This window comes from Mesorhizobium sp. WSM4830 (assembly GCF_055811495.1).
In genome coordinates this window covers 18,924-41,732 of the sequence record NZ_JBVVQI010000001.1, presented here as the reverse complement: position 1 = coordinate 41,732, position 22,809 = coordinate 18,924, and the positions used below count along the sequence as shown (strand labels likewise).

29 protein-coding genes and 1 pseudogene are annotated in these 22,809 nt (G+C 63.3%); 14 read left to right on the top strand and 16 right to left on the bottom strand.

The genetic code is table 11. From position 1 onward, the window contains the following. Positions 1 to 32 precede the first annotated feature (32 nt). The 10 genes from AC0L2Y_RS00265 (at position 33) to AC0L2Y_RS00220 (ending at position 9,204) form a co-directional block, all read left to right on the top strand. Positions 33 to 1,835: a methanol/ethanol family PQQ-dependent dehydrogenase gene (locus AC0L2Y_RS00265; RefSeq protein ID WP_473552848.1), complete on the top strand. Its 1,803-nt coding sequence runs from the start codon at positions 33 to 35 to the stop codon at positions 1,833 to 1,835. Next, on the top strand, positions 1,816 to 2,679 hold the full coding sequence (locus tag AC0L2Y_RS00260; RefSeq protein ID WP_473552846.1) for a substrate-binding domain-containing protein: 864 nt from the start codon (positions 1,816 to 1,818) through the stop codon (positions 2,677 to 2,679). The genes AC0L2Y_RS00265 and AC0L2Y_RS00260 overlap by 20 nt, the downstream gene beginning before the upstream one ends. Next, a complete protein-coding gene (locus tag AC0L2Y_RS00255) occupies positions 2,680 to 3,213 on the top strand; it encodes a c-type cytochrome (RefSeq protein ID WP_473552845.1) in 534 nt (177 codons plus the stop codon). 38 nt (positions 3,214 to 3,251) lie between these two features. Then, complete coding sequence (coxB, locus tag AC0L2Y_RS00250; protein ID WP_473552843.1) at positions 3,252 to 4,226, top strand: cytochrome c oxidase subunit II; 975 nt, start codon at positions 3,252 to 3,254, stop codon at positions 4,224 to 4,226. Continuing rightward, positions 4,223 to 6,199 (top strand): cytochrome c oxidase subunit I, encoded by a 1,977-nt coding sequence (gene ctaD / locus AC0L2Y_RS00245; RefSeq protein ID WP_473552842.1) that lies wholly within the window; start codon positions 4,223 to 4,225, stop codon positions 6,197 to 6,199. Before coxB ends, ctaD begins: the two co-directional genes overlap by 4 nt. Further along, the gene (locus AC0L2Y_RS00240; protein ID WP_473552839.1) at positions 6,196 to 6,801 is read left to right on the top strand and encodes a cytochrome c oxidase subunit 3; all 606 of its coding nucleotides are present in this window, start codon (positions 6,196 to 6,198) and stop codon (positions 6,799 to 6,801) included. Before ctaD ends, AC0L2Y_RS00240 begins: the two co-directional genes overlap by 4 nt. Before the next feature lies 1 nt (position 6,802). Beyond that, positions 6,803 to 7,144, top strand: coding sequence for a hypothetical protein (locus AC0L2Y_RS00235; RefSeq protein WP_352661283.1), 342 nt, complete (start codon positions 6,803 to 6,805; stop codon positions 7,142 to 7,144). Then, entirely contained in the window at positions 7,141 to 8,025 is an 885-nt protein-coding gene (locus AC0L2Y_RS00230) for a cytochrome c oxidase assembly protein (RefSeq protein WP_473552836.1), read from the top strand. The genes AC0L2Y_RS00235 and AC0L2Y_RS00230 overlap by 4 nt, the downstream gene beginning before the upstream one ends. Continuing rightward, positions 8,006 to 8,575 carry a c-type cytochrome gene (locus AC0L2Y_RS00225; protein WP_352660279.1) on the top strand — a complete coding sequence of 190 codons (570 nt, stop codon included), beginning with the start codon at positions 8,006 to 8,008 and terminating at the stop codon, positions 8,573 to 8,575. Before AC0L2Y_RS00230 ends, AC0L2Y_RS00225 begins: the two co-directional genes overlap by 20 nt. 107 nt (positions 8,576 to 8,682) lie before the next feature. Further along, the gene (locus tag AC0L2Y_RS00220; protein WP_473553657.1) at positions 8,683 to 9,204 is read left to right on the top strand and encodes a ferritin-like domain-containing protein; all 522 of its coding nucleotides are present in this window, start codon (positions 8,683 to 8,685) and stop codon (positions 9,202 to 9,204) included. A 75-nt stretch (positions 9,205 to 9,279) separates the two neighbouring features. Here AC0L2Y_RS00220 and AC0L2Y_RS00215 read toward each other — a convergent pair whose 3' ends face one another. Genes AC0L2Y_RS00215 through AC0L2Y_RS00190 form a run of 6 tightly spaced genes read right to left on the bottom strand, consistent with a single transcriptional unit; the run spans position 9,280 to position 13,389 of the window. Further along, on the bottom strand, positions 9,280 to 9,753 hold the full coding sequence (locus AC0L2Y_RS00215) for a DUF2269 family protein (RefSeq protein WP_473552833.1): 474 nt from the start codon (positions 9,751 to 9,753) through the stop codon (positions 9,280 to 9,282). Next, positions 9,753 to 11,039, bottom strand: coding sequence for an SDR family oxidoreductase (locus AC0L2Y_RS00210; RefSeq protein ID WP_473552831.1), 1,287 nt, complete (start codon positions 11,037 to 11,039; stop codon positions 9,753 to 9,755). The genes AC0L2Y_RS00215 and AC0L2Y_RS00210 overlap by 1 nt, the downstream gene beginning before the upstream one ends. A gap of 34 nt (positions 11,040 to 11,073) precedes the next feature. Beyond that, positions 11,074 to 11,412, bottom strand: coding sequence for a hypothetical protein (locus tag AC0L2Y_RS00205; RefSeq protein ID WP_473552829.1), 339 nt, complete (start codon positions 11,410 to 11,412; stop codon positions 11,074 to 11,076). Beyond that, the gene (locus AC0L2Y_RS00200; RefSeq protein WP_352488444.1) at positions 11,412 to 11,774 is read right to left on the bottom strand and encodes a hypothetical protein; all 363 of its coding nucleotides are present in this window, start codon (positions 11,772 to 11,774) and stop codon (positions 11,412 to 11,414) included. Before AC0L2Y_RS00200 ends, AC0L2Y_RS00205 begins: the two co-directional genes overlap by 1 nt. Then, the gene (locus tag AC0L2Y_RS00195) at positions 11,774 to 12,994 is read right to left on the bottom strand and encodes an NRAMP family divalent metal transporter (RefSeq protein ID WP_473552826.1); all 1,221 of its coding nucleotides are present in this window, start codon (positions 12,992 to 12,994) and stop codon (positions 11,774 to 11,776) included. Before AC0L2Y_RS00195 ends, AC0L2Y_RS00200 begins: the two co-directional genes overlap by 1 nt. Further along, on the bottom strand, positions 12,991 to 13,389 hold the full coding sequence (locus AC0L2Y_RS00190; protein ID WP_473552824.1) for a hypothetical protein: 399 nt from the start codon (positions 13,387 to 13,389) through the stop codon (positions 12,991 to 12,993). Before AC0L2Y_RS00190 ends, AC0L2Y_RS00195 begins: the two co-directional genes overlap by 4 nt. A gap of 219 nt (positions 13,390 to 13,608) precedes the next feature. On the opposite strand from AC0L2Y_RS00190, the gene AC0L2Y_RS00185 reads away from it, so the two are divergent. From AC0L2Y_RS00185 to AC0L2Y_RS00175, 3 genes are read left to right on the top strand one after another with little or no spacing between them, the layout of a single operon-like run. After that, positions 13,609 to 13,821: a DUF2934 domain-containing protein gene (locus tag AC0L2Y_RS00185; protein WP_473552822.1), complete on the top strand. Its 213-nt coding sequence runs from the start codon at positions 13,609 to 13,611 to the stop codon at positions 13,819 to 13,821. 6 nt (positions 13,822 to 13,827) lie between these two features. Continuing rightward, entirely contained in the window at positions 13,828 to 13,956 is a 129-nt protein-coding gene (locus tag AC0L2Y_RS00180; protein ID WP_352669826.1) for a hypothetical protein, read from the top strand. A gap of 8 nt (positions 13,957 to 13,964) precedes the next feature. Then, positions 13,965 to 14,153, top strand: a complete 189-nt coding sequence (locus tag AC0L2Y_RS00175; protein ID WP_473552820.1) for a hypothetical protein — start codon at positions 13,965 to 13,967, stop codon at positions 14,151 to 14,153. Here the strand turns inward: AC0L2Y_RS00175 and AC0L2Y_RS00170 are convergent. From AC0L2Y_RS00170 to AC0L2Y_RS00145, 6 genes and pseudogenes are all read right to left on the bottom strand, one after another. Further along, a complete protein-coding gene (locus tag AC0L2Y_RS00170; protein WP_473552819.1) occupies positions 14,139 to 14,900 on the bottom strand; it encodes a GntR family transcriptional regulator in 762 nt (253 codons plus the stop codon). The two genes, AC0L2Y_RS00175 and AC0L2Y_RS00170, sit on opposite strands and share 15 nt — an antisense overlap. 71 nt (positions 14,901 to 14,971) lie before the next feature. Then, positions 14,972 to 15,754, bottom strand: a complete 783-nt coding sequence (locus AC0L2Y_RS00165) for an SDR family NAD(P)-dependent oxidoreductase (protein WP_473552816.1) — start codon at positions 15,752 to 15,754, stop codon at positions 14,972 to 14,974. A 99-nt stretch (positions 15,755 to 15,853) separates the two neighbouring features. Next, positions 15,854 to 16,765 carry a PfkB family carbohydrate kinase gene (locus AC0L2Y_RS00160; RefSeq protein WP_473552814.1) on the bottom strand — a complete coding sequence of 304 codons (912 nt, stop codon included), beginning with the start codon at positions 16,763 to 16,765 and terminating at the stop codon, positions 15,854 to 15,856. Continuing rightward, positions 16,762 to 17,961, bottom strand: a complete 1,200-nt coding sequence (gene uxuA / locus AC0L2Y_RS00155; protein ID WP_473552811.1) for a mannonate dehydratase — start codon at positions 17,959 to 17,961, stop codon at positions 16,762 to 16,764. Before uxuA ends, AC0L2Y_RS00160 begins: the two co-directional genes overlap by 4 nt. 144 nt (positions 17,962 to 18,105) lie before the next feature. Continuing rightward, positions 18,106 to 18,765: a ThuA domain-containing protein gene (locus tag AC0L2Y_RS00150; protein ID WP_473552810.1), complete on the bottom strand. Its 660-nt coding sequence runs from the start codon at positions 18,763 to 18,765 to the stop codon at positions 18,106 to 18,108. Positions 18,766 to 18,776: 11 nt separating this feature from the next. Continuing rightward, positions 18,777 to 19,873, bottom strand: a pseudogene (locus AC0L2Y_RS00145) (Gfo/Idh/MocA family protein). 265 nt (positions 19,874 to 20,138) lie between these two features. On the opposite strand from AC0L2Y_RS00145, the gene AC0L2Y_RS00140 reads away from it, so the two are divergent. Next, positions 20,139 to 21,047 (top strand): dihydrodipicolinate synthase family protein, encoded by a 909-nt coding sequence (locus AC0L2Y_RS00140; RefSeq protein WP_473552808.1) that lies wholly within the window; start codon positions 20,139 to 20,141, stop codon positions 21,045 to 21,047. Here the strand turns inward: AC0L2Y_RS00140 and AC0L2Y_RS00135 are convergent, their stop codons facing one another. The 4 genes from AC0L2Y_RS00135 to AC0L2Y_RS00120 form a co-directional block, all read right to left on the bottom strand. Continuing rightward, complete coding sequence (locus tag AC0L2Y_RS00135) at positions 21,048 to 21,446, bottom strand: DUF1801 domain-containing protein (protein ID WP_352488582.1); 399 nt, start codon at positions 21,444 to 21,446, stop codon at positions 21,048 to 21,050. A gap of 92 nt (positions 21,447 to 21,538) precedes the next feature. Next, positions 21,539 to 22,024, bottom strand: coding sequence for a DUF1801 domain-containing protein (locus AC0L2Y_RS00130; RefSeq protein WP_473552805.1), 486 nt, complete (start codon positions 22,022 to 22,024; stop codon positions 21,539 to 21,541). A 4-nt stretch (positions 22,025 to 22,028) separates the two neighbouring features. Beyond that, positions 22,029 to 22,259, bottom strand: coding sequence for a hypothetical protein (locus tag AC0L2Y_RS00125; protein WP_473552803.1), 231 nt, complete (start codon positions 22,257 to 22,259; stop codon positions 22,029 to 22,031). An 86-nt stretch (positions 22,260 to 22,345) separates the two neighbouring features. Then, positions 22,346 to 22,738, bottom strand: a complete 393-nt coding sequence (locus AC0L2Y_RS00120; RefSeq protein WP_473553656.1) for a VOC family protein — start codon at positions 22,736 to 22,738, stop codon at positions 22,346 to 22,348. Between the last annotated feature and the right edge of the window lie 71 nt (positions 22,739 to 22,809).

The window sequence follows — 22,809 nt, the reverse complement described above, 5'->3', positions numbered from 1 at the left end:
GAATCAGCGTGTCTAAGGAGGGAAAAAGACCAATGGCCGCGATGCTGGGATGGACGCTGCTGGCGGGCTTCGCGCTGATTACCGCGGCGGTTGCTCAGTCAACGTCAAGCCCTGCGATAAATCCGCCGGCCGCAGCCGCTCCGCCCGACGACGGCCAGTGGGCGATGCCGGCAAAGAACTACGCCTCCACCCGCTACAGCGATCTCGCGGAGATCACCGAAGACAACGTCAAGACCCTGCAGGTGGCCTTCACCTTCTCGACCGGCGTCAACAAAGGTCAGGAGGCTGCGCCCCTGGTGGTCGGCAACACGATGTACATCGTGACGCCGTTTCCCAACATCCTCTACGCGCTTGACCTTACCAAGCCCGGCGCGCCGATGAAGTGGAAGTTCGAGCCCAATCCCGAGCCTGCCGCCCAGGGCGTTGCCTGTTGCGACGTGGTCAACCGCGGTGCGGCCTTCTTCGACGGGCACATCTATTTCAACACGCTCGACGGCCACACCATCGCCGTCGATGCGGCCACCGGCAAACCGGTTTGGAACACCCATATCGGCAACATCAATATCGGCGAGACCATCACCATGGCGCCGCTGGTGGTGAAGGGCAAAGTGCTGGTCGGCAATTCCGGTGGCGAAATGGGCGTGCGCGGCTGGATCAAGGCGCTCGACGCCGGCGACGGCCACGTCGTCTGGACGGCCTACAACACCGGCCCGGACGCCGAGGTGCTGATCGGCCCGGATTTCAAGCCGCATTACGACATGGACAAGGGCAAGGATCTCGGCGTGACGTCGTGGCCGCCCGACGCCTGGAAGATCGGCGGCGGCAATGTGTGGGGCTGGATCTCCTATGATCCGGACCTCAACCTGATCTTCCATGGCACTGGAAATCCCGGCCCGTGGAATCCGGATCTGCGGCCCGGCGACAACAAATGGACCGCCGGCATCTTTGCACGCGATCCCGATACGGGCGCAGCCAAATGGTTCTACCAATGGACGCCGCACGATTTGCACGACTACGACGGCATCAACGAGCAGGTGCTGCTCGACATGACCTGGCAGGGCAAGGCCCGCAAGGTGCTGGTGCGGCCGGAACGCAACGGCTACGTCTATCTGTTGGACCGCACCACGGGCGAGGTCCTGTCGGCAGTGCCGTTCGGCCCGGTCAACTCCACCAAGGGGGTCGACCTGAAGACCGGCCGGCTGATTGTAAATCCGGATAAGGAGACCGGCACCGGCAAGGTCGTCCGCGACATCTGTCCCACCGCGTCCGGTCTCAAGGACTGGCAGCCTTCGGCGTTCTCGCCAAAGACCGGCCTACTCTACATTCCGCACAACAACATGTGCATGGACGAAGAAGGCGTCGAGGTGAATTACATCGCCGGCACGCCCTATGTCGGCATGAATGTGCGCATGATTCCCGGGCCGGGCGGCAATCGGGGTGCTTTCACCGCCTGGGATGTCGCCGCCGCCAAGCCGGCGTGGAGCCTGAAGGAGAACTTTCCCGTGTGGAGCGGCGCCGTCGCCACGGCCGGCAACGTCGTGTTCTATGGGACGATGGAAGGCTGGTTCAAGGCGGTCAGCGCCAAGACCGGCGCACTGCTTTGGCAGTTCAAGACGTCGTCCGGCATCATCGGCCAGCCGATCACCTATCGCGGCCCGGACGGGCACCAATATGTCGCGATTCTATCGGGCGTCGGCGGCTGGGCCGGCGCGATCGTATCCGGAGATCTCGACCCGCGCGACGCCACCGCCGCGCTCGGCTTCGTCAACGTCATGAAGGATCTGAAGGATGTAACCACGCCGGGAGGTACGCTGTATGTGTTCCGGCTGCCTTGAGACGATCGGTCGAGTTTCGTGCTCACGGAAGACGCGTTCGCGGCGCCTTGCCGCCGCGGTCGGCGGACTGGCGGTCTCGCTCGTCGCCACTGTTGCCGATGCGCGCGAGCTGAGGATCTGCGCCGATCCCAACAACATGCCGTTCTCCAATGCCGCCAGGCAGGGTTTTGAAAACAAGATCGCCGAACTCGTCGCGACGGAGCTTGGTGCGACGGTGTCCTACACGTGGTGGGCACAGCGCCGTGGCTTCGTCCGCAACACGCTGAAAGCCGGTTTGTGCGATCTGGTGCCCGGCACGCCCGCCAATCTCGAGATGCTGCGCACCACCGCGCCCTACTACCGGTCTTCCTATGTGTTCGTGACACGCAAGGATGCGCCGGAAATCACGTCCTTCAACGATCCTCGCCTGCGCGATCTGCGCATCGGCGTCCAGCTGATCGGCGACGACGGCGCCAACTCGCCGCCCGTCCAGGCGCTTGGCCGCCGCGGCATCGTCGGCCATCTCATCGGTTTCCCCGTCTATGGCGACTATTCGGCGCCGAACCCGCCAGCACGCATCGTCGAGGCGGTCGCGAATGGCGACATCGATATGGCCGTGGTCTGGGGACCGCTGGCCGGCTACTTCGCGTCCAGGCAGAAGGTGGCGCTGCAGATCACGCCGGTCTCGCCGCGCGTGGACGGCCCGCAACTGCCGATGATCTACGACATCTCGATGGGCGTGCGCCGTGGCGACGATACGCTGCGCAACGAGGTGAACGCCGCCCTGACCAGACACCGCGCCGAGATCGACGCGATCCTGGCGGCCTACCAGGTGCCCCGCTTCGATCCTGTCGGAGCGCCTTGAATGAAGCGCGGTCTTCCCTTGCTGGTGTTCGCAATCCTCGCGGTTGCCGGGTGCCAGCGTGAGGAACGTAACACGCGTCCGCAGTCGGCGCTCGGCTCGGGCGACCAGCCGGCAGCCGTGACGGCCCTCGAGCCGGGCGGCCAACGGCCGGCCTCGTCCGACACCAAGGCCGGCGTGTTCGAGGCCAACGCCTTCCACCTCAGCGAAGGCAAGCGTCTGTTCAACTGGTTCAACTGTTCCGGCTGCCATGCCAATGGCGGTGGCGGCATGGGTCCGGCCCTCATGGACCAGAAGTGGCTCTATGGCAGCTCGATCGAAAGCATCCACGCCACGATCAGGGACGGCCGGCCAAACGGCATGCCGAGCTTCCGTGACAAGATCCCGGACGACCAGATCTGGGAGCTTGCCGCCTTCGTCCGCGCGCTGAGCGGCAACGCATCGAAATCGGCCGCGCCGAGCCGCGACGACGACATGATGCCTCATCCATCCGAAAATCGCCTGCCGGATGCCGCCACGCTGGGGAAGTCGCCGTGAACCGCGTTGTTTGCAGGGTGTGCTGCGGCGCAGCCTGCATGCTGCTCCTCGCAGGATGCAGCGGCTGGCAATCCGCGCTCGACCCAAAGGGTCCGGCAGCTGGCGAGCTCGCATGGCTGATCTGGTTTTTCACAGCACTCTGCACGGTGGTCTGGCTTCTGGTGATGGCCGTGCTGATCGTGCCATTGGCCCGGCGCGCGGCGCCGTCGGGCGATCCGCTTGTCCTCGATGCTGCCGCCGAGCGCAGCAAGATGCGAATTGTCGTTGCCGCACTCGCTGCTACCGCCCTGATCCTGGTCGGCCTGACGCTGATGAGCTACTTCTCTAACCGGACGCTCGCCGCCATCGGCTCGGATGCGGCGCTGACGATCCGGGTGACCGGGCATCAATGGTGGTGGGAGGTGCGCTACGAAAACGATCAGCCGAACCGCATCCTGACGACCGCCAATGAAATCCACATCCCGGCGGGCGAGCCGGTGCGGCTCGTAGTGACCTCGACAGACGTCATCCATTCCTTCTGGGTGCCGAACCTCTCGGGCAAGCTGGACCTCATTCCAGGCCACGAGAACGTTCTCAACCTGAAGGCGGACAAGCCCGGCGTCTATCGCGGGCAGTGCGCCGAGTTCTGCGGCGCGCAGCATGCCAATATGAGCACCTTCATCGTCGCCGAACCAAGGCCCGTCTTCGACGCGTGGCTGAACGACCAACTGCGGCCGGCCGCCGCCCCCGTGTTGGCCGAAGCCAAAACCGGCCACGACCTGTTCCTCAAACGGCCATGCGTGATGTGCCACAAGATCGGCGGCACCATCGCGGGCGGTACGGTCGCTCCCGACCTCACCCATATCGCAAGCCGGCGGACGCTCGCTGCCGGAACGCTGGCTATGAGCCGCGGCAATCTCGGGGCCTGGATAGCCGATCCGCAAGGGATCAAGCCAGGTGCCCACATGCCCGTCGTTGGACTGAACGGGGACGAATTGAATGCGATCGTAGCCTATCTCGAGGGCCTGAAATGAGCAGCGCCGACCTGGCCCATGAGCGGAACCTCGCGCAGCAAGGCCCCGCGGCGCGAAAGGGTGACCTGGCTCCCGAGCGCGACGGACCTCGCGATACCGGCCTCGACGACGCCAGCCTTGACCGCTGGCTGGCGCGGACATGGCAGACGGCTCCGGGCGTCATCGGCGCGCTCTCGAGCGTCGACCACAAGATTGTCGCGCGGCGCTACTTGGTCACCGCTTTCCTGTTCCTGTGCCTCGGTGGCCTCAGTGCCGTTGCCATGCGCATCCAACTGTCGGGGCCGGAGCGCGGGCTGATCGGGCCCGATCGCTACAACCAGCTGTTCACCATGCATGGCGTAACGATGATGTTCCTGTTTGCGGTGCCGATCGTTCAGGCAACCGGCATCTACCTGGTCCCGCTGATGGTCGGCACCCGTAACATCGCCTTCCCGCGCCTCAATGCATTCAGCTTCTGGATTTATCTCTCGGGTGGCCTCTTCGCCTGGGTGTCGTTTGCACTCGACATGGCACCCGACGTCGGCTGGTTCTCCTACGTGCCGCTGTCCGGTCCTGAATTCGGGCCAGGCAAGCGCTCCGACGTGTGGGCGCAGATGATCACCTATACCGAAGTTTCATCGTTGGCGGTCGCGGTCGCCACCATCGTCACCGTGCTGAAGCAACGCGCGCCGGGCATGTCGCTGGATAAGATTCCGCTCTACGTCTGGGCGATGCTGGTCACCTCTTTCGTGATCGTATTCGCTATGCCGGCGGTCATGATCACGTCGACGTTCCTGATCCTCGACCGCCTGGTCGGCACCCATATCTTCAATCCCGCCGAGGGCGGCGACGTACTGCTCTTCCAGCACCTGTTCTGGTTCTTCGGCCACCCCGAAGTCTATATCATTTTCCTCCCGGCCACCGGCATGGTGTCCTCGATCATTGCCGCTTTCGCCCGGCGTCCGGTATTCGGCTATCTAGGCATGGTTCTGTCGCTGATTGCGGTCGGGTTTCTGTCGTTCGGCCTGTGGGTCCATCACATGTTCGCAACGGGCCTGCCAAAGCTCGGCGCGAGCTTCTTCACGGCATCGAGCATGCTGATTGCCATCCCGAACGGGCTGCAGATCTTCTGCTGGCTGGCGACATTGTGGGACGGAAAGCCGATAGTCAGGACGCCGCTGCTGTTCGTGTTCGGCTTCTTCTTCACGTTCGTCGCGGGCGGCCTGACCGGCGTGATGCTGGCGTCGGTGCCATTGGACCTGCAAGTGCACGACACCTATTTCGTGGTCGCGCATTTCCATTACGTGCTGATCGGCGGGTCGGTATTCCCGCTGCTCGGCGCGACCTATTTCTGGTTCCCCAAGATCACCGGCCGGATGATGAGCGAACGTCTCGGACGCTGGCACTTCTGGCTTGCCTTCATAGGCTTCAATGCGGCGTTCTTTCCGATGCACATTGTCGGTCTGTGGGGCATGCCGCGCCGGGTCTACACCTATCCGGTTGAGCTCGGCTGGGGCAACATCAACCTGTTCATCACAGCCGGCGCGGTCGTCCTGTTCCTGAGCTTCGTTCTGTTCACTATAAACCTGGTGTACAGCGCCTCGAGGGGCGCCCCGGCCGGGGACAGTCCCTGGAATGCAGGCACGCTAGAATGGGCGACGAGCTCTCCGCCGCCGAGCTATAATTTCGCTCGGATTCCGGTGGTTAGCAACGCCGAGCCGCTCTGGGCCGAACGTGACACGCTGCCTGTCGCGACCGGGCTTCGCGTCGACGCGCGCGAACTTGTTATTTCGACCGTGGCTGAGGCGCATCCCCATGTGCGCGAGAAGTCGGCGACGCCGTCGATCTGGCCATTGTTCGCTGCGCTCGCGATCGGCGCCACCTTTCTCTATTCAATCTTCAGCCCTTGGGCAGTGGTCTGGGGAGCGGGGCCGATCGCCATCACTTTGATCGGTTGGTTCTGGCCGAAAGGCGATCCGGAGGATGAGGAATGAAACAGCGTCCTGCCGCCGATCTTTCCGACCTCCCGACCTTCGGACTCGGACCGCGCAGCCCGACCTGGTGGGGCACCCTCGCCTTCATGGCGCTGGAGGGCACCGGCTTCGCGCTTGCCGCAGGCGCCTATCTTTACCTCGCCTATCTGTCGCCCGAATGGCCATTGGGCGTGCCGCCGCCCAACCATTGGCCGGGCACCATCGTCACGCTGTTGCTGCTCGCAAGCGTGGTGCCCAACCACATACTGAACCGCTACGCGGAAGCCTGTGCCATGGTGCCCGTGCGCATCGGCCTGATCGTCATGTCGCTGCTCGGTATCGCACCGCTTGTCGTGCGGTGGTTCGAATTTCCGGCCCTCAACATCTATTGGGATACCAATGCGTACGGCTCAATGCTGTGGGTGCTGCTCGGCCTTCACACAACGCATCTGATTACCGACGTCGGCGACACGCTGGTGCTGACGGCCCTGATGTTCACGCGCCATGGCTATAGCGGCCGGCGTTTCGGGGACGTTGGCGACAACGTCTTCTACTGGGATTTCGTGGTCGCAACCTGGATCCCGATCTATCTTTTGATCTACTGGATGCCGAGGCTTGACTGAGATGCGTGCGCTTCGCTTGGGCACATCATGGGGCGGGCTGTTGTCCGGGCCCTTGGCCTGGGCGGTGTCGACGCAGCTGAATTACGCGTTCGTGGAGTGGCAGTGCGCGCACGGCATTCCCCTCATACCGGTCATTGCGCTGGTGCTGACAGTGCTGGCCTTGCTTGGCGGCGTGCTGTCGTGGCGGGCGCGCCAGCAAGGCGGTGCCGCCTTTAAACCGGATCGTACGCGCGCCACGGAGGATTTCGTCGCCAATATCGGCATTCTCAGCGCGGTGCTGTTTGCACTGGTAATCATCATGCAAGGCGCCGCCTCGCTCATTCTTGACGGCTGCCTGCGATGAGCTCCGACGCGCTCTTCTCGACATCGACCTGCTACGGTGCCGGCGCCCCGCAGGCCGGCTGGACGCTGGCGTTGCCGATCACGCTGCCGCTAACCGTTGCCGTACTGCTTTACGCGGCAGGCGCCTTTCGGCTGTGGCGGCGGAGCGCCCGCAGCCGGCCGTTGCGGCTAGGGCAGGCTATGCTGTTCGCGGCCGGCTGGGCCATCTTGGCGGCCGCACTGGTCAGTCCGCTCCATGCATTGGGCGAGCGCGTCTTCACCGCCCACATGATCGAGCACGAGCTATTGATGGCGGTGGCGGCGCCCCTGCTGGTCGCCTCCCGCCCGGCGGCGGCGATGATGTGGGCATTGCCGATCAGGCTACGGCTGGCATTTGGCGCAGCCGGGCACGCGAAGGTGCTTCGAACCGTTTGGGCCGCCGTCAGCCGCCCTGTAGTCGCGACCTTCCTGCACGGCGTCGCGATATGGGCATGGCACGTTCCGGCGCTGTTCGAGGCGGCGCTTGCCGAGGGTGTCCTGCATTATGCGCAACATGCGAGCTTCTTCGGTACGGGGCTGCTGTTCTGGTGGGTGCTGCTGCCGCGCTCAGGCCGCGAACAAGCCTATGGCAGCGCAGTCATGCACCTTTTCTTCACCTCGCTGCACACCGGCCTGCTCGGGGTACTGCTGCTGGTCTCGCCCAGGCTGTGGTATCCGGCAAACGACGCCGGCGCGGAATTGTGGAACCTTAGCGCGCTGGAGGACCAGCAGCTCGCCGGCTTGGTGATGTGGGTTCCTGCCGGTCTGATTTATGGCGGAGCCGCGTTGCTGCTGGCCGGTCTGTGGATTCGCGCAAGTGGACAGAGAAGATGGGAGGTGTCGCATGCGCTCCGCGCTGTCTAAGCTGGTCATTGGTGCTGGGGCGGTAATTGCCGTGCTGGCCGCAGCTTGGGCGGCGCTGACGTTTTGGCCGGAGCGCCTCGGCCAGGTCGCTTATGAGACTGACAATGCCACCAGCAGCATTGGCGTGCGCGCCACACCGCGCTTCACTCCGTCCGGGTCCATCCTCGGCGCCGCGGCAATTGTCGTGCTCGTTGCAGTTCTGGCCGGGATCGCGTTGTACTTCGAGCAAAGCCGTCGAGTGGAGCAGAAGGCCGACAATGCAACCGGCGGTGTTGGCGCCCGCGCCATACCCATCATGATGGCCAATGGCTGTGCTGGATGCCACACGATCAGCGGCGTTCCCGGCGCGCAAGGGTTGGTCGGGCCGCGCCTGGATGCCGACTTGGCTACCCGGGTCTATATCGGCGGCGTCTTGCGCAATAAGCCGGAGAACCTGGTCCGTTGGATACGCGCCGCAAGGGAGGTCAATCCGCACACGGCAATGCCCTCGACCAGAATTTCCGAGCAGGAGGCGCGGGATATCGCGGCCTACCTCTATTCGCTGAAATGACACGATTGCAGCATTTCTTGAAGAGCAGGGTTAACTGCAACGCCTCGCCAGGAACAAATCGGCATAGCCACGGTTTGGTTCTACACGTCAAATCGCGAGGAAGTCCTATGGATACCGATGTCAATTCCGAAACCCGCTCGATCTTCATTGTCGGGCTGCGCAACGCTCACGCCATGGAGAACCAGGCACTGTCGATCATGAAACCTCAGGTCAAGCGGATCGAGAACTATCCGCAGGTCGCCGACCGCCTGCAGCAGCATATCACGGAGACCGAAGGGCAGATCGCCCGCCTGGAATCCATTCTGGATGGCCTCGGTGAGGACCATTCCACATTGAAGGATACGGCTATGTCGATGGTCGGCAGCATGGCTGCGATGGGACATTCCGTAGCCGGCGACGAAATCCTCAAGAACAGCTTCGCCAACTTTGCATTCGAAAATTACGAGATCGCCGCTTACAACTCGTTGCTCGTACTCGCCGAGGCCGGAGGGTTTAGTCAGGCAACCAACTCTCTTCAGCAGAATCTCCGCGAAGAAGAGAAAATGGCCGACTGGCTGAAGCAGAATCTGCGCGGCGTCACCTTGCAATACGCCAGGCTGCGTGAGGCGGGAGAGACCGCCAAGAGTTAGCTTCAGTCCCGGATTCGGGGCTCGAAGCAACGCTGGACCGAAGCACAAGCCGCGGCAATTGTCCGCGGCTTGTCTTCACCACTCGATCGCCGGCCGCGCGATCATCAGCCAGAAAATTCCGAGCACGGCGGCGAAGGCGGGAAAGCCGAAGGCGAACCATAGCCAGAAGAGCCGATGATAGCGTGGTGGCAACGGCGCTCCGGCACCGGCGGCCTGCGCTGCCAGCTTGCGCATCTCCATTTGCATCCAGACGACCGGGAGCCAGAACATTCCGGTGAAGATATAAAGCGCGATCGAAAGTACGATCCAGCCCTCCGACAGCGAGTAGCCGGCCTGCCAGGCGAGCGCGGCTCCGGTCAAAGGTTGCGCGACCACGGCCGTCGCCGTGAAAAGGAAGTCGGCGACGACGACGATATGCGCCACCGCCGCAACCGTCGCGGCATTGCCGGTCCTGTGGGCGAGCAGCATGAAGAAAGCGATACCGGCGCCGGTGCCAAGCAGCACGGATGCGCCGATGACATGCAGAAATTTCAGCAGGAAATAGAGCATCAACGCTCCTCCAGCACTGCCAGGGCCACAAAGTGCAGCACCAGGATCGGCAACACCTTGAGGAACGGCCCAAGCGGGTCGTTCCACAGATCAGGACTCAGGAAGCTTCCGACGACCAGGTAGAAGAGCGAGAGCGCGATGCCGCCATAGAGGCCTTTTCGCGTCGCCGGCCGCCAGGCAACGAGCGTGCCGACGACGATGTCGGCAAGAGCACCGGCGATCACGGTCGGCGCCGACAAGATGCCGGCCCCCGTGCTTTTCATCAGATCGACGCCGCTGACGTAGCCGGTGGTCAGCGACACAATCCCCGTCATGATCCAGAAGACGGGCAGGACGACGAAGATCGCCGGCTTGATGAAGTACAGCCGGGAAAACCATTTTTCCTGCACCGTTGCCGGATTGAGCGCGAGGAAGCCCGCCAGGGTTTGCGGGCGTATGCCGGTCGCGGCGGTCCAGTCCGAGGGATCTCCAACCGCTCCTCGGGCGATCTCCCTGGCCGCGTTGGTGCGCATCGGTGGGCGCCAGCCGAACATCGCGGCAAGGTCGCCGAGGCGGTAGAGAAGCTTTGCAACAGCCGCCGGCAAGACAAACTTGGCTGCCGGAGCCCAACCGAGCCATCGGCGATAGCTACCGACGACCTCGTCCATGCTCAGCTGTTCGGGACCGACAAGTTCCAGCACGACGCGAGACGGACTGGCGGGATCGAGAAGGAGGACGACTGTTGAGACCACGTCGTCGAGAAGTACCACCTGGAGCCGGCCGGTGCCGGGCATGGAGGGCAGCACCGGCAGCGAGGCGAGACCCCGAAACAATGCGCTGGCCCCAAACACCGGCCGGCCGAGCACCACGGACGGGCGCAGGACCACCCAATCCAGATCAAGCGCCATAAGCGCCTGGTCGCCGGCCAGTTTCGTCGCCGAGAATGTCGAAGGCTGCGCCCGATCGACGCCTATCGCCGAGAAGTGGATCACCCGGGCAACCCCGGCCCGCGCACAGGCCAGAAAGAGTGCTGCCGCCGCATCGCGATGGACTTCGCGCGTCTTTTCGCGGGGGCTGTCCTGCAGGACGCCGGCACAATTCACGACGGCGTCGATACGCCTGAGATGCGGTAGCCAGTCTTCGGGCTGCAGCGCCACCGCCATGTCCAGCACCAGCAATTGATAATTGCCGGTCCGGTTTGCGCCGGGGCTGCGGACCACTCCGATTACCTCATGCCCTTCGGAAAGAAGGCGTGCCACGACGGAGGCACCGATCAGGCCGGTGGCACCGGTAACCAGGACTTTCACTGGACCCCATTTTCCGATGGCGGGAAAGTATCGTTCATTCCGGTTTATCGCCCTCGATGCTCCCCTTCATAGCGGAAAGTTCTTCCTTCGTGCATAACAACCGCGGCTGCGCCGGATCGGAGATGTCGAGCTTGTCCCAGGGGATGCGGTACATACTGTCGCGACTGCGCAGTCGAAAGACATCGAGGACCGCAATGCCGATGGCCGAAGCGGACAGACGCTCGAAGGCCGCGTGGATGCCGACATGGTACTCGGTAATCACCAGGTCGTCGCCATCCGGTTCGGCGCGTATCTCCTCGATACGGCCGATGCTTTTGCCGCGCTGCGAAAGTACATTCCTGCCAGCCAATTGCTCGAGATTGATAGTGGCCATCATCCAGCTCCCGGAATACGCCCAATGACACGATCGCGCAGCCAGTCCTGCCAGTCGAAAATCGCCGTTTCGCGGACGTCGATATCGAACTCGATGTCGACGCCGATGTCGCGCACCTTGTTCCAGGCGATGCGGTGCGGCTCGGCATGGCGCTTGCCGCCGAGCCTTGCCGCAAGCCGCGCCATCCAGCGGCCAGGCCGCTCGCCAAGCCGACGCGCCAGCGTGATCGAGCCGAGCTCGACCGCAACGATCTTAGGCGGCTTGCCTGGCCTGAGCTCGGCCACCAGCCCGTCAACCTTGCCGATCTTGACCTGCTCGCGGTCGACCACTTGCTTGTCCAGGATGTCGCGCAGCAACTCCATCACGTGCCTCCGAATATCTGCAAAGGAATGGTCACGATCGCGAGCACGAAACCGAGCGCGATGATGAAGATGACCGCGGCATTCGCGATCGTGCCATTGCGGTGCTCGCCGACATAACGCTCGTCATTGAGCAGGAAGAGGAACGGCACCACTGTCAACGGCAGGCTGGCGGCCGTCAGCGCCATGGAAAAGATGGTGAGCTTCAGCGGATCGAGGCCCAGCGCGATCGGAATGGCGGCGAGAAACAACGAGATCGTATAAACGGTGCTGAAACCCGGGTCGTCGCGCGGTTTCAGGTTCTCGCCCCAGGTCCAGCCAAAACCCTGCGCCACAAGATAGGCCTGCTGCAGGCCGATTTCGAGCGTGGCACCGAAGCAGGCAATGCCTAGTGAAGCAACGAACAGGACAAATCCCCAGAAACCGAAGATCGGAAGCAGCATCAGCGGCAGTTGGTGGTAGTCGTCGACCTGCTCTATGCCGTGTGCTGCCAGAACGAGCGCCGCCACAATCAATACACCGATAGCGATCGTGCCGCCAAAACTCATGCCCAGGCCGGCAATGGCCCGATTGGCTCCAAGATAGCTCTTATCCCACTCGTCCTCGATCGCTCCCGACGAATAGAACATGAACAGATAGGGCGAGATCGACGCACCAAGAATGCTGACCGCCATGAACCAGTAGTTGGCCGCGTCGTGATCCGGCAGTGTTGGCACGGCCCCGGCTGCGACCTGCCCCCAATCGGGCTTCAGCATGACTGCGCCAACCACGAAGCACAGCGTGACCAGCCCGAGGATCGCGACGCCTTTTTCGATGAATCCGAACGTGCCTTTCCACAGGAACAGCCATGCCAGAAACGCGACCGGCAGCGCCCACCATTGAAAGCCGATGCCGGTGGCGAGCTCGAGCGCAATGGCAACACCGCCGATTTCGGCTGCCATGACCAGGAAGTTGACCAGCAAGGTCGCAAGCAACGGCCACAGAAAGGCGTTGAAGCCAAACCGTTCCCGGATCCCGTCGGCGATGGTGTGATGGCTAACGGCGGCGAAGCGTCCGGCCATTTCGACCAGGAAGATGATGCAGATCGTGCCCAGGACGACGGCCCATATCAGCTGGAACCTGAACGCCGCGCCGGCCTGAGCTGCGGTCGCCATTGATCCGACCTCGAGAAAGCCGCCAACGCTGGTGACGACGCCGAGCGATATTTCGAGCAGCTTCTTCATGATTTCGGCGCGAAATATTTTGCGTTGGACGTGCTCAGATCGGCGGCGGCGGCCCGAAGATCCTGCTGCGCGTGTTCCACTTCCGAGCGGTTGCCGTTCTGCACGGCCGTCGCGGCGCGCATTGCCGCTGCCGAAAGCCGTCCAACCGCCATCGTCAGACCGGCTTGCCCGCTGGGCTCAGGCGACTTGGCGGACTGGATTTGCGCACCGGCATCGGCGAGCGCCTTGCCGACCGATTGCAAAGTGCGCGACGTGTATTCCGACGGGGCTTTCCCAGCGATCCAGCTCTCCAGGACCAGCGATGCGGTCTGTGTGGCGGAAGCCGCGGTTTTCGACTGCTGCTCGACCTGGCCGGAAGGCGAGCAGGCCATCAGTACAAACATTATCAGCAGCAAGCATGGGTGGCCTGGTCGAACACCGACGGCTGTAACGGCATTTACAATACGTGCTTGTAGCGTTGCTGCCACACGATTGTTCTCCCCGCACCGAGCGACTTCGCCGTGAAGTTTGATCTAGAGCGCTGGGTGATCACGTCAACTGAACCGCGATGAACGGCGCTGGCACCGCGGAACAAACCAGCGATCGCCGGATTAGGGGATGAGGAGGCAAAGGCCATGGACAGGGAAGAGCGTATCAGGCAGCGAGCCCATGAGATCTGGGAGCGCGAAGGCCGTCCGCAAGGGCGCGAGCGCGAGCATTGGGATCAGGCCGTGCAGGAGATCGAAGCTGAGGGTTCCGAGGCCGAACGCGGACCGGTCGTGCCCGATCCAACGGTCGAGGCCGGCGCCGATCCGGAGGCACGCGGCAGCAAGCGGCGGGGGAAGTGAGGCCCGATGCCTCGTCTCGTCGCCTGGATCGTTGTCGTACTGGTCGTGCTGTTCGCCGCCTGGCTGATGATCGGGCGCGACAGAACCGGCGGCGCAGGTCAGCCCACGCCACACGCAATTGATCAAAATGGATAGGAGCCGACATGACGGGAACCGATACTCATCCGGAACAAGACCCGGCGGAAGGATCGCGATCGGTAGTGGAAAAGCAGCTCCGCAAGGAGCAAGGCGGCGAGGGTCAAAATCGCAAAGCCGAGCCAGCTTCCGACAAATCCGGCAGCAAGACCAAGACGCCCTCGGAAGCGCGCAAGAAAGGCTCAGGCTTGGATTGAGCCAGCTGACGGCGGGCTCACACTACCGTCTGCCTCGAAGTAATGGGGATAGCGCTCCTGGACGATTTCGAGCACCTCGAAAATGCGGCGAAGATGCGTTCGCATTGCTTCTTCCGCCGCAAGCGCGTCGGCCTGCTCGAGCGCATCGACAATCCGCCGATGCTGGCCGAGGACCACCGACATGCTGTCGAGGCGCGGAAAAGACAGGAAACGGAAGCGGTCCATGTGCAGCTTCGCCGCGCTGATGTCGGCCCAGATTCCCGGAAACCCGGCATGGCTGGAGATGTGCTGGTGGAACAGCTCGTCCGACTTGAAGAAGCGCCTGTCGTCCGCGATGGAGGCGAACGTCTCCTGGACCGCTAGTTCGCCTTTGAGCGCGGCAAGCAGGTCGGCAAGGCGCGGGCTCTCGACGGCGCGTTTGATCAGGCCGACTTCGAGCGCTTCGCGCAGGAACTGCGATTTCTCGAGATCGGCAATACGCAGCGGCGCCACCATGCTGCCGCGCTGGGGATAGATGTCGATCAGGCCAAGACCGGCCAGCCGGGCGAGCGCCTCCCTGACCGGTGTGCGGCTCACGCCAAGGGCTTCCGACATCGCCTTTTCGGAAATCAGCTCGTGCGGCTTCAGGCGGAAGGTCAGAATCTGGTCGAGCAAAACCTCGAACGTTCTGGCCGCGACTGAAGCGCCGGGGCCGGTTTCGCCCAGCCGCCCCTCGGTGATGGTCCGCATTCCCAAAAGCCCTGCCATCGGCAATCCCCTTAAAGGCTCTGCAGCTTCAAGCCGTTCATGAAATGCCTGCGCAAGCAGCAGCGCCGGCGTTATTCCTTGCGCGGAGAACCGCCGATGCGCGCCAGCAGGCCGCCATCGACGCGCACGACCTCGCCGGTGACGAAAGAGGCATCGTCGGACAGCAGGAAGGCGACGACTGCGGCAATCTCTTTCGGCTGGGCGGTACGGCCGAGCGGATGCATATTGTCGAGGATACGCAGGATCTCGTCGGGCTTATCGTTGAGCTTGACCGCATCCCGCAGCATCGGTGTGTCGACCGCGCCCGGAGCGACGGCATTGACGCGCACGCCGAGCGGCGCATAGTCGACGGCCATCGACTTTACCAGGCCGATCAGGCCGTGCTTGGCCGTACTGTAGGCCAGAACCCCTTCCTGGCTGGCCAGACCCTGCACCGAGCTCATATGGACTATGGCACCGCGGCTTTGGCGGAGCAGCGGCATCGCCGCGCGGGAGAGCAGGTAGGCAGCCTTCAGGTTGACGTTCATCACCTCGTCCCAAAGCGCCTCGTCCGTGGTCTCCACCGTTCCGTAACGCTGGATGCCGGCATTGTGGGAGAGCATGTCGAGCCCGCCGAACGCGGACCGGGCAAGCTCGACGGCGCGGCCGCACGCTTCAGTGTCGGCGGTTGAGCCAAGCACGGTGCGCACGGTCACGCCGCGCGCCGAAAGCTGTGCCGCGACCTCGTCCAGCTGATCGCCCGCCCGGTCGAACAGGATCAGGTCGATGCCTTGCTCGGCCAGTCTTTCGGCGACAGCACGTCCGATGCCCATGGCTGCCCCGGTGACGAGTGCGCGTTTTTTGAATTCAGCCATTTTGTCCTCCCACGAACAGCTGCCCAGTGACTACTATGGTAGTCGATCGGCGCCACTTGACGTGCTCTTTCCACCGAGCCGGCCCAAGCGTGTTCGGCATCATGTCGATCCTTGCATGAAAGCCAGCGTTTCCGCGCGCGTCGGTGCGCCAAGACGTCCGCCAAAGCGCAGGCATTTCAGGGCGGCGGCGGCGCTGGCCACTGCTATGGCGCGCTCTTCGTCCCAACCTTCGGCCAGACCGAGAGCGAAGGTGCCGTGAAACACGTCGCCTGCCGCCAGGGTGTCGACGGCTTCGACCCGCGGCGATGGCAGATGACGGACGTTGCTGCCCGGGTGCCGGAACGCGGTGCCGTTCGCCCCATCGGTGACGGCCACGAAGGCGCCGATCCGTTCGCCGAGAATGGCGACGGCAGAACCGGCGGATATCTCCGGGCCGCACAGGATGCGTGCCGCAGGCAGTGAAGCAACGATATGCGAGGCGAGCGGCAGCAGCCGGTCGAGCACCGGTCGCGATGCGACATCGGCGTCAAGGATCGCCGGAATGCCGTATTCACGAGCTTTCGCCAGCGCCAGGGCGGCGGCTCCGGGCCAGCGGACGTCGACCAGCACGGCGTCGAAGCGGGAAAAATCCGCCGGCGGAAGACGGTCCGGATCGGCTTGCGTGACGGCATCGTAGAACGGGACAATCATACGCTCGCCGGCGGCATCAACCAGGATCGTGGCAATGGCCGAGCGGCCGCCTTCAACCCTGCGCACCAGCGAACAGTCGACCCGCTCCGCCTCCATCTGGCCGATGACATCGCGGCCGACGGCATCGTCGCCGACGCTTGCCCATAGCCAGACCTGCCCGCCCTGGCGGCTGGCCGACGCGGCGGCGCTTGCTGCCATGCCGGCCGCGATCTGCACGGCCTCGCTTGGCAGGAACTTGCCGGCGCCGGAGGGCAGGACATCGAGGCGCAAGATCGTGTCGTAGGTGAGCGCGCCGACGCAGAGCAGGCGGGGCGCCGTCATTGCAGCCGGTAGCCGCGCTGATGGGCAATCGCCGTCATCACGCCTCTCAATTCGGCAAGGCCGCGAAGACGGCCGATCACGGGGTAGCCGGGATGGGTGTGCCGCGCGGCATCATCGATCAGCTCGTGGCCATGATCCGGACGAAACGGCAGCAGCGCCGCCGGTTCGCCGGCGTCGCGGCGGCGTTGCTGCTCGTCGAGCAAGATCGAGACCACCGACACCATGTCGACATCGCCGCTCAGATGCTCGGATTCCATGAACGAGCCGTCCGGGTCCTTGCTGACGTTGCGCAGATGCACGAAGTTTATCTTGTGCGCAAAGCGCCTGGCGATGGCGGGCACGTCATTGGCCGGGTTGGCGCCCAGCGACCCCGTGCACAAGGTAAGGCCGCTATTAGCCGATGGCACTGCGTCCAGGATAAAGGCGATGTCGTCCGCGTTCTTGACGATGCGGCACAGGCCGACGAGATCGCGCGGCGGATCGTCCGGGTGAATCGCCAACGTGACGCCCGCCTCTTCGGCCGCCGGCAGCACGTTTTCGAGAAAACGGACAAGGTTCTCGCGCAGCCGGTCGTGCGACAGGCTCGACTGCTCGGCCACCACATCGCGCAATTCTGCTATGTCGTAGCGCTTGAAGGCGCCCGGCAGGCCGGCCATGATGTTGGCGAGCAGACGCTCTTTTGACGTATCCGGCGTCGTCTCGAACCATTCGCTCGCCCGCTGGAGAACATCGGACGCATAGTCGCGCTCCGATCCCTTGCGCTGCAGCATGTAGAAATCGAACGCGGCAAGCTCGTGCATGTTCATGCGGAGCGCCCGTCCGCCGCCCGCCAGCGGCGCAGCTAGGTCGGTCCGGGTCCAGTCGAGGATCAGCATGAAGTTGTAGCAGACCGTGCGCACACCGCAGGCGCCGAGATTGCGTAAGGTCTGCCTGAAATTGTCGTAGAGCCGGTCGAGATCGCCGCGGCCGAGCTTGATGTCCTCGTGCACGGGGACGCTCTCGACGACGCTCCATTTCAGGCCCATCGCCGGATCCGCCTCGATAAGCGCCTGACGCTGCCTGATGGCGTCGATCGGCCACACTTCGCCGTAAGGGATGTCGTGCAATGCCGTCACTATGCCGGTCGCGCCGGCCTGCCTCGCGTGGGCAAGCGTTGCCGCGTCGCTCGGGCCAAACCATCGCCACGTCTGCTCCATTCGACCTCCAGCTGCGGAATTTTCCGATGACCGTGGTGTATTGGATGCTACCATGGCAGTCAATTGCAGTCCAGTGCCTGTGTCGGCGTCCGGGTGGCCGCCCTTTAAAAGATTACAACGATACGTGGCGTTCAGATTGAACGGCTACGCAAGGTCCGAGTTTCGGCTGGCCCAAATCGCGCCGCGTTCGAACATCGTGCGCATTTGCGGCACGGCGAACTCGTCGGCGGTGTGGCCGAGCGCGCTGTAGAAGACGCGGCCCTTGCCGTAGCGGCGCTTCCAGACGACCGGCATGACGACGCCGGCGATGAAATCGAGATGTTCGCCGGTGAAAGTAGTCGTCGCCAGCACCTCGTTGGTCGGATCGACATGCATGTAATACTGCTCCGAACGGTAGGCGAAGCCGTCGATGCCCTGCATGACCCGATCGTCTGGCCTGGTGATGTCGACGCGATAGTCGATGATGTTGCCGGGGTGGGCGACCCACTGGCCGCCGGTCATGAATTGATATTCCGGTTCGTTGCGGAAGCTGTCGCACATGGTGCCGTGAAAGCCCGCAAGGCCGGTGCCGGCCCCGACGGCGCTGGTCAGGTTTTGCAGCTCCGGCTTTTCGATGGTCGACATGGTGATCACCGGGACAATGAGATCGAGCTTACCCAGCTGCGGATCGGCAAGCGCTGAAGTCCCCCGCTCCAGCTGCACGTCGAAGCCGTTGCCGGCCAGCATCTCCTTGACGATTTCGGCGCTTCGGGCCGGGGTGTGACCTTCCCAGCCGCCCCAGAAAATCAGTGCCGTCTTGCTCATTGCATTATTCCCTATCCCAGAATTCCGAAAGGCAGGTCGGCGCGCATCGGTGCCGGCCGGGCGCAGCCATATCTGAGATCGACACGCTGCCCTGTCTCTGCTGAAGAGATGATCGATTCCATGATTTCCAGGACATGGAGGGAAAGATCGAGACTGGCGCGGTGTTGCCTGCCGGAGACGATCGCCTGCGCCATGTCGGCAAGGCCGAGGCCCCGGTAGTTGCCGTCGCCATAGGAATGGATCTGATCGGCCACCGTCCAGTCGCCCTTGCGCTGGCTGGTCCTGATGTCGCCCTGGAACTGGTTGGGATCGGAGACGATCATCGAGCCCGTGGTTCCGTAAAGTTCGATGTGATTGTGTTCATGCTTCCAGACGTCGAAGCTGGTGGTGATCGAGACCGCGGCGCCATTCTCGAATGCGAGCAGGCCGGAAATATGGGTCGGCATCTCGACCCGGATGGTTTCGCCCTGGCGCGGTCCAGAACCGATGGTGCGGGTGGCGTAGGATGACTTCGCCTGCCCGGTCACCGATTTTACCGGACCCAGGAGATTGACCAGGCAGGTCAGATAGTACGGTCCCATGTCGAGCATTGGCCCACCGCCAGGCTGATAGTAGAAATCCGGATTGGGATGCCAGAGTTCGTGGCCGGGCACCTGCATGAAGGCAGAGCCGGCGACGATGGTCCCAACCGTATCCTCATCGACCAGCCGCCGCGCCGTCTGGTGGGAGCCCCAAGAAAGGTGTCGGGTGCGCAGCCGATGCGCACGCCCTGTTGGCGCGCGGCCGCGACCAGCCGCTCGGCGTCACTGAGCGTCGTCGCCAGCGGTTTCTCGGAGTAAACGTGCTTGCCTTGCCCGACAGCTTGCAAGCCGACCGGCACATGATGCTGCGGCGTCGTCAGGTTGAGCACGATCTCGACGCGCGGATCGGCCAACAGCGCGTCGACCGGCATGGCAGCCAGGCCGTAGGCCGCTGCCTTGGCCTCGGCCGCCGTAGGGTTGATGTCGGCAACGCCGACAATATCGAGCACCGGGAATTGTGGCGATGCCTTCAGGTAGGCATCCGAAATGTTGCCGCAGCCGATAATGCCGACACCGATCCTCCGCATGGGCTTCTCCTCAAAAGGCGGCATTGATGAAACAGCAGAACTCGTTTGTCACCCCCCTTTCGGCCGGACGAGGTTCTCCCGTGACAAGGATTTACCTCGAGAGCCTCAGAACCGCCGCCCGATCACAATCGCGCGCCTATGCGCGAGCCGCTTGCTTTCGAGGCCGAACGGCCGGTACTCAGCAACATTGCTTCATGTAGCTTGCTCGACATTCTTGATGCCGGCTTTGAGCACAGCACCGATTTTCACCCGTAGAAGGACGCACATGATCCGCCCACAAGGAACCATCGCACCGATCCTGACGCCGTTTGAAAACGACGGCCGTATTGCCCGCGACCTCTGGATATCACACGCCAAGTGGGTGCTGGATCAGGGAGCGCATTTCCTGTCGCCGTTCGGCACCACGGGCGAGGCCTTGTCCGTCTCGTTGCGCGAGCGCATGCAAGCGCTGGAGTGGCTGGTCGAGGCCGGTATTTCGCCAAGCCGTCTGATGCCCGGCACCGGTGTCACAGCACTTGCCGAAACCGTCGAGCTGACGGCGCATGCGGTCGGTCTCGGCTGTGCCGGGGTGATGGTGCTGCCGTCGTTCTTCTATACGGCCGCCGGCGACAACGGCCAGGCCCGCTACTATGGCGAGCTGATCGAACGGGTGGCGAAGCCGGCGATGAGGATGATCCTCTACCACATCCCGCAGAATTCCGGCGTACCGGTGAGCCCGGCGCTGACCGCCCGGCTGAGCGAAGCGTTTCCGCATGTCGTGGTAGCTTACAAGGACAGCGCCGGCGATTGGAACAACACCGCGGCGGTCATTGCGGCAGCCCCAAGGGTCGCGGTGTTTCCGAGCTCGGAAGCACAGCTGACGAAAGGCCTCGCCAACGGTGCTGCGGGGTGCATCTCGGCGACGGTCAATCTGAATGCGGCAGCGATCCGGGCCCTCTACGACGCAACGCTGGCGGGAGAGGACATTACTGACGCGGATGCCGCCATCAAGGCGTTCCGCAAAATCATCCAGGACGCCGGCCTCATCGCTGCGATGAAGGCAGTGCTGGCGGTACGGTCCGGCGACAGACGCTGGCTGAACCTGCGCGCGCCGCATGAGAACGCGACGCAAGCCACCGGCGAAGCTTTGCTCGCCGCTCTCGGCCCGCTAGCCGACCATATCGGCCGGAGCTGACTATCGGGCCGTGTTCAGGGCGGCAGCAGCGCGTATCAGCGCCTTGAACGCATTCTCATCTATGTCTTCGCCCTCACGGATATCGATGGCGCGCCTGGTGTTGCCTTCGAGGCTGGAGTTGAACAGGCCTGAAGGGTCCGGCAGCGAGGCGCCCTTTGCGAAGGTCACTTTCACGACGCTCTTGTAGGTCTCGCCGGTGCAGATTATTCCGGCGTGCGACCACACCGGAACGCCTCGCCACTTCCACTCCTCGACCACTTCCGGGTCAGCCTGCTTGACGAGAGCGCGGACATGGGAAAGCGTCTTGCCTCGCCAATCGCCCAGCTCACTGATCCTCGCATCGATCAGCTGAGAGGGAGAGCTCTCTGCATTTCCTTCCATCGAGCCACTCTTCATCATCATTGTCGCTTTCCCTAGGGTTGTTGCCGCTCGCCCGTCACATGAATACCGCTAGTCGGCACCGGGTTTGCCGGGATGACTGGCATTCCCACTCACATTCGCTCGCCAGGCAACTGGCTGGCTTGCTTTACCCAGTCGGTGAGTTGAGCTTCGTCGAGCTGGTCGTCCTCGCGGATGTCGAGGTAGCGTACGTCCTTGTGCTTGGACTCGCCGGGTGGGACGGGACGCAGCGACGCGCCGCGGAGGAAAGCCAGCTTGATGTACTTTGTGAAGCAATGGAAGCTGAGGAACCAGCCTTGACCCTCTACGCCATAGAAGGGCGAGTTCCATTCGACGGCCTTGCGCAGGTTGGGAACGTTGCGCTCGACGAGTGCGTCGAGGCGGCGCCCGACGTCGCGTTTCCAGCCCGGCATGGCCGCGATGTAGGCCTGCACAGGAGCGTCACCATCACCCTTCGGGATCTGCGGGTTGCCGCCTGCGAGGAGGACCGGCTTGGCGGCTGCAGGCTTGGCCGCTGTAGGCTTTGCGGCGGGCTTCTTCACGACCGCCGCTGACTTGATGGACGTCTTGTCGGCCATGCATTCACTCCAATGCGCCGGTGCCCCCGGCGTGGCGCCACTTGGGAGCGTAAGGCAGCACGAACATGTACAGACCGGTAAGCAGGAGCAAGCCGAGTGGAAACAGCGGCAAGAGGTACACCCAGTAGGCGGGTTCCTTGCCTACTCCCAGGCTGATGAAGATGGCGGCGACGACCGCCGCAAAGATAATCGACAGCCAGCGGTGGATCTGCCGAACCCATTTGTTCCAATCCATTGAGACCTCCTCTGAAGACGAACCGAGCGGATCGGGCGGCCCGTTTGGCGGCTCTCGCCAGGGAGCCACGCCACTGAACGCTTGCCTTACCAGCGCGCCAGCTGGGTGATTTGAACGAGATTGCCGCAGTTGTCGTTCAGCTGGGCGATGATCGAGCCGGTTACTTCGGTCGGCGGCATCGTGAACTCGGCGCCGCGCGCTTTGATGCGCTCGTAATCGCTCTTGACGTTTTCGGTGAAGAACATGACCGCGGGCTGGCCCTGCTGGAAAATGGCTTGCTGGTAGGCTTTTGCAGCCGGGTTGTCATTGAGCGCGAGTTGCAGCTCGGTCCCGTCCGGCTCGTCGGGTGATGCGACGGTCAGCCAGCGAAACGGCCCATTGCTGAAATCGGCCCTTTTTGTAAAGCCGAGCGTTTCGGTGTAGAAATCCAGAGCCTTTTCCTGGTCATCCACGTATACTTTGGTCAACTTGATCTTCATTGGCTTGCCTCCATTATCGCCCGCCATCTGCCGCTCTGTAACAGAGCCCCCTGCTTGAATAGCGCCCGCGG

What these genes read in the sequence shown, in the direction of transcription:
- AC0L2Y_RS00265 (WP_473552848.1), top strand. Translation starts at nt 33, where the DNA reads ATGGCCGCGATGCTGGGATGGACGCTGCTGGCGGGCTTCGCGCTGATT.
- AC0L2Y_RS00260 (WP_473552846.1), top strand. Translation starts at nt 1,816, where the DNA reads ATGTGTTCCGGCTGCCTTGAGACGATCGGTCGAGTTTCGTGCTCACGG.
- AC0L2Y_RS00255 (WP_473552845.1), top strand. Translation starts at nt 2,680, where the DNA reads ATGAAGCGCGGTCTTCCCTTGCTGGTGTTCGCAATCCTCGCGGTTGCC.
- coxB (WP_473552843.1), top strand. Translation starts at nt 3,252, where the DNA reads ATGCTGCTCCTCGCAGGATGCAGCGGCTGGCAATCCGCGCTCGACCCA.
- ctaD (WP_473552842.1), top strand. Translation starts at nt 4,223, where the DNA reads ATGAGCAGCGCCGACCTGGCCCATGAGCGGAACCTCGCGCAGCAAGGC.
- AC0L2Y_RS00240 (WP_473552839.1), top strand. Translation starts at nt 6,196, where the DNA reads ATGAAACAGCGTCCTGCCGCCGATCTTTCCGACCTCCCGACCTTCGGA.
- AC0L2Y_RS00235 (WP_352661283.1), top strand. Translation starts at nt 6,803, where the DNA reads ATGCGTGCGCTTCGCTTGGGCACATCATGGGGCGGGCTGTTGTCCGGG.
- AC0L2Y_RS00230 (WP_473552836.1), top strand. Translation starts at nt 7,141, where the DNA reads ATGAGCTCCGACGCGCTCTTCTCGACATCGACCTGCTACGGTGCCGGC.
- AC0L2Y_RS00225 (WP_352660279.1), top strand. Translation starts at nt 8,006, where the DNA reads ATGCGCTCCGCGCTGTCTAAGCTGGTCATTGGTGCTGGGGCGGTAATT.
- AC0L2Y_RS00220 (WP_473553657.1), top strand. Translation starts at nt 8,683, where the DNA reads ATGGATACCGATGTCAATTCCGAAACCCGCTCGATCTTCATTGTCGGG.
- AC0L2Y_RS00215 (WP_473552833.1), bottom strand. Translation starts at nt 9,753, where the DNA reads ATGCTCTATTTCCTGCTGAAATTTCTGCATGTCATCGGCGCATCCGTG.
- AC0L2Y_RS00205 (WP_473552829.1), bottom strand. Translation starts at nt 11,412, where the DNA reads ATGGCCACTATCAATCTCGAGCAATTGGCTGGCAGGAATGTACTTTCG.
- AC0L2Y_RS00200 (WP_352488444.1), bottom strand. Translation starts at nt 11,774, where the DNA reads ATGGAGTTGCTGCGCGACATCCTGGACAAGCAAGTGGTCGACCGCGAG.
- AC0L2Y_RS00195 (WP_473552826.1), bottom strand. Translation starts at nt 12,994, where the DNA reads ATGAAGAAGCTGCTCGAAATATCGCTCGGCGTCGTCACCAGCGTTGGC.
- AC0L2Y_RS00185 (WP_473552822.1), top strand. Translation starts at nt 13,609, where the DNA reads ATGGACAGGGAAGAGCGTATCAGGCAGCGAGCCCATGAGATCTGGGAG.
- AC0L2Y_RS00180 (WP_352669826.1), top strand. Translation starts at nt 13,828, where the DNA reads ATGCCTCGTCTCGTCGCCTGGATCGTTGTCGTACTGGTCGTGCTGTTC.
- AC0L2Y_RS00175 (WP_473552820.1), top strand. Translation starts at nt 13,965, where the DNA reads ATGACGGGAACCGATACTCATCCGGAACAAGACCCGGCGGAAGGATCG.
- AC0L2Y_RS00170 (WP_473552819.1), bottom strand. Translation starts at nt 14,900, where the DNA reads ATGGCAGGGCTTTTGGGAATGCGGACCATCACCGAGGGGCGGCTGGGC.
- AC0L2Y_RS00165 (WP_473552816.1), bottom strand. Translation starts at nt 15,754, where the DNA reads ATGGCTGAATTCAAAAAACGCGCACTCGTCACCGGGGCAGCCATGGGC.
- AC0L2Y_RS00160 (WP_473552814.1), bottom strand. Translation starts at nt 16,765, where the DNA reads ATGACGGCGCCCCGCCTGCTCTGCGTCGGCGCGCTCACCTACGACACG.
- uxuA (WP_473552811.1), bottom strand. Translation starts at nt 17,961, where the DNA reads ATGGAGCAGACGTGGCGATGGTTTGGCCCGAGCGACGCGGCAACGCTT.
- AC0L2Y_RS00150 (WP_473552810.1), bottom strand. Translation starts at nt 18,765, where the DNA reads ATGAGCAAGACGGCACTGATTTTCTGGGGCGGCTGGGAAGGTCACACC.
- AC0L2Y_RS00140 (WP_473552808.1), top strand. Translation starts at nt 20,139, where the DNA reads ATGATCCGCCCACAAGGAACCATCGCACCGATCCTGACGCCGTTTGAA.
- AC0L2Y_RS00135 (WP_352488582.1), bottom strand. Translation starts at nt 21,446, where the DNA reads ATGATGAAGAGTGGCTCGATGGAAGGAAATGCAGAGAGCTCTCCCTCT.
- AC0L2Y_RS00130 (WP_473552805.1), bottom strand. Translation starts at nt 22,024, where the DNA reads ATGGCCGACAAGACGTCCATCAAGTCAGCGGCGGTCGTGAAGAAGCCC.
- AC0L2Y_RS00125 (WP_473552803.1), bottom strand. Translation starts at nt 22,259, where the DNA reads ATGGATTGGAACAAATGGGTTCGGCAGATCCACCGCTGGCTGTCGATT.
- AC0L2Y_RS00120 (WP_473553656.1), bottom strand. Translation starts at nt 22,738, where the DNA reads ATGAAGATCAAGTTGACCAAAGTATACGTGGATGACCAGGAAAAGGCT.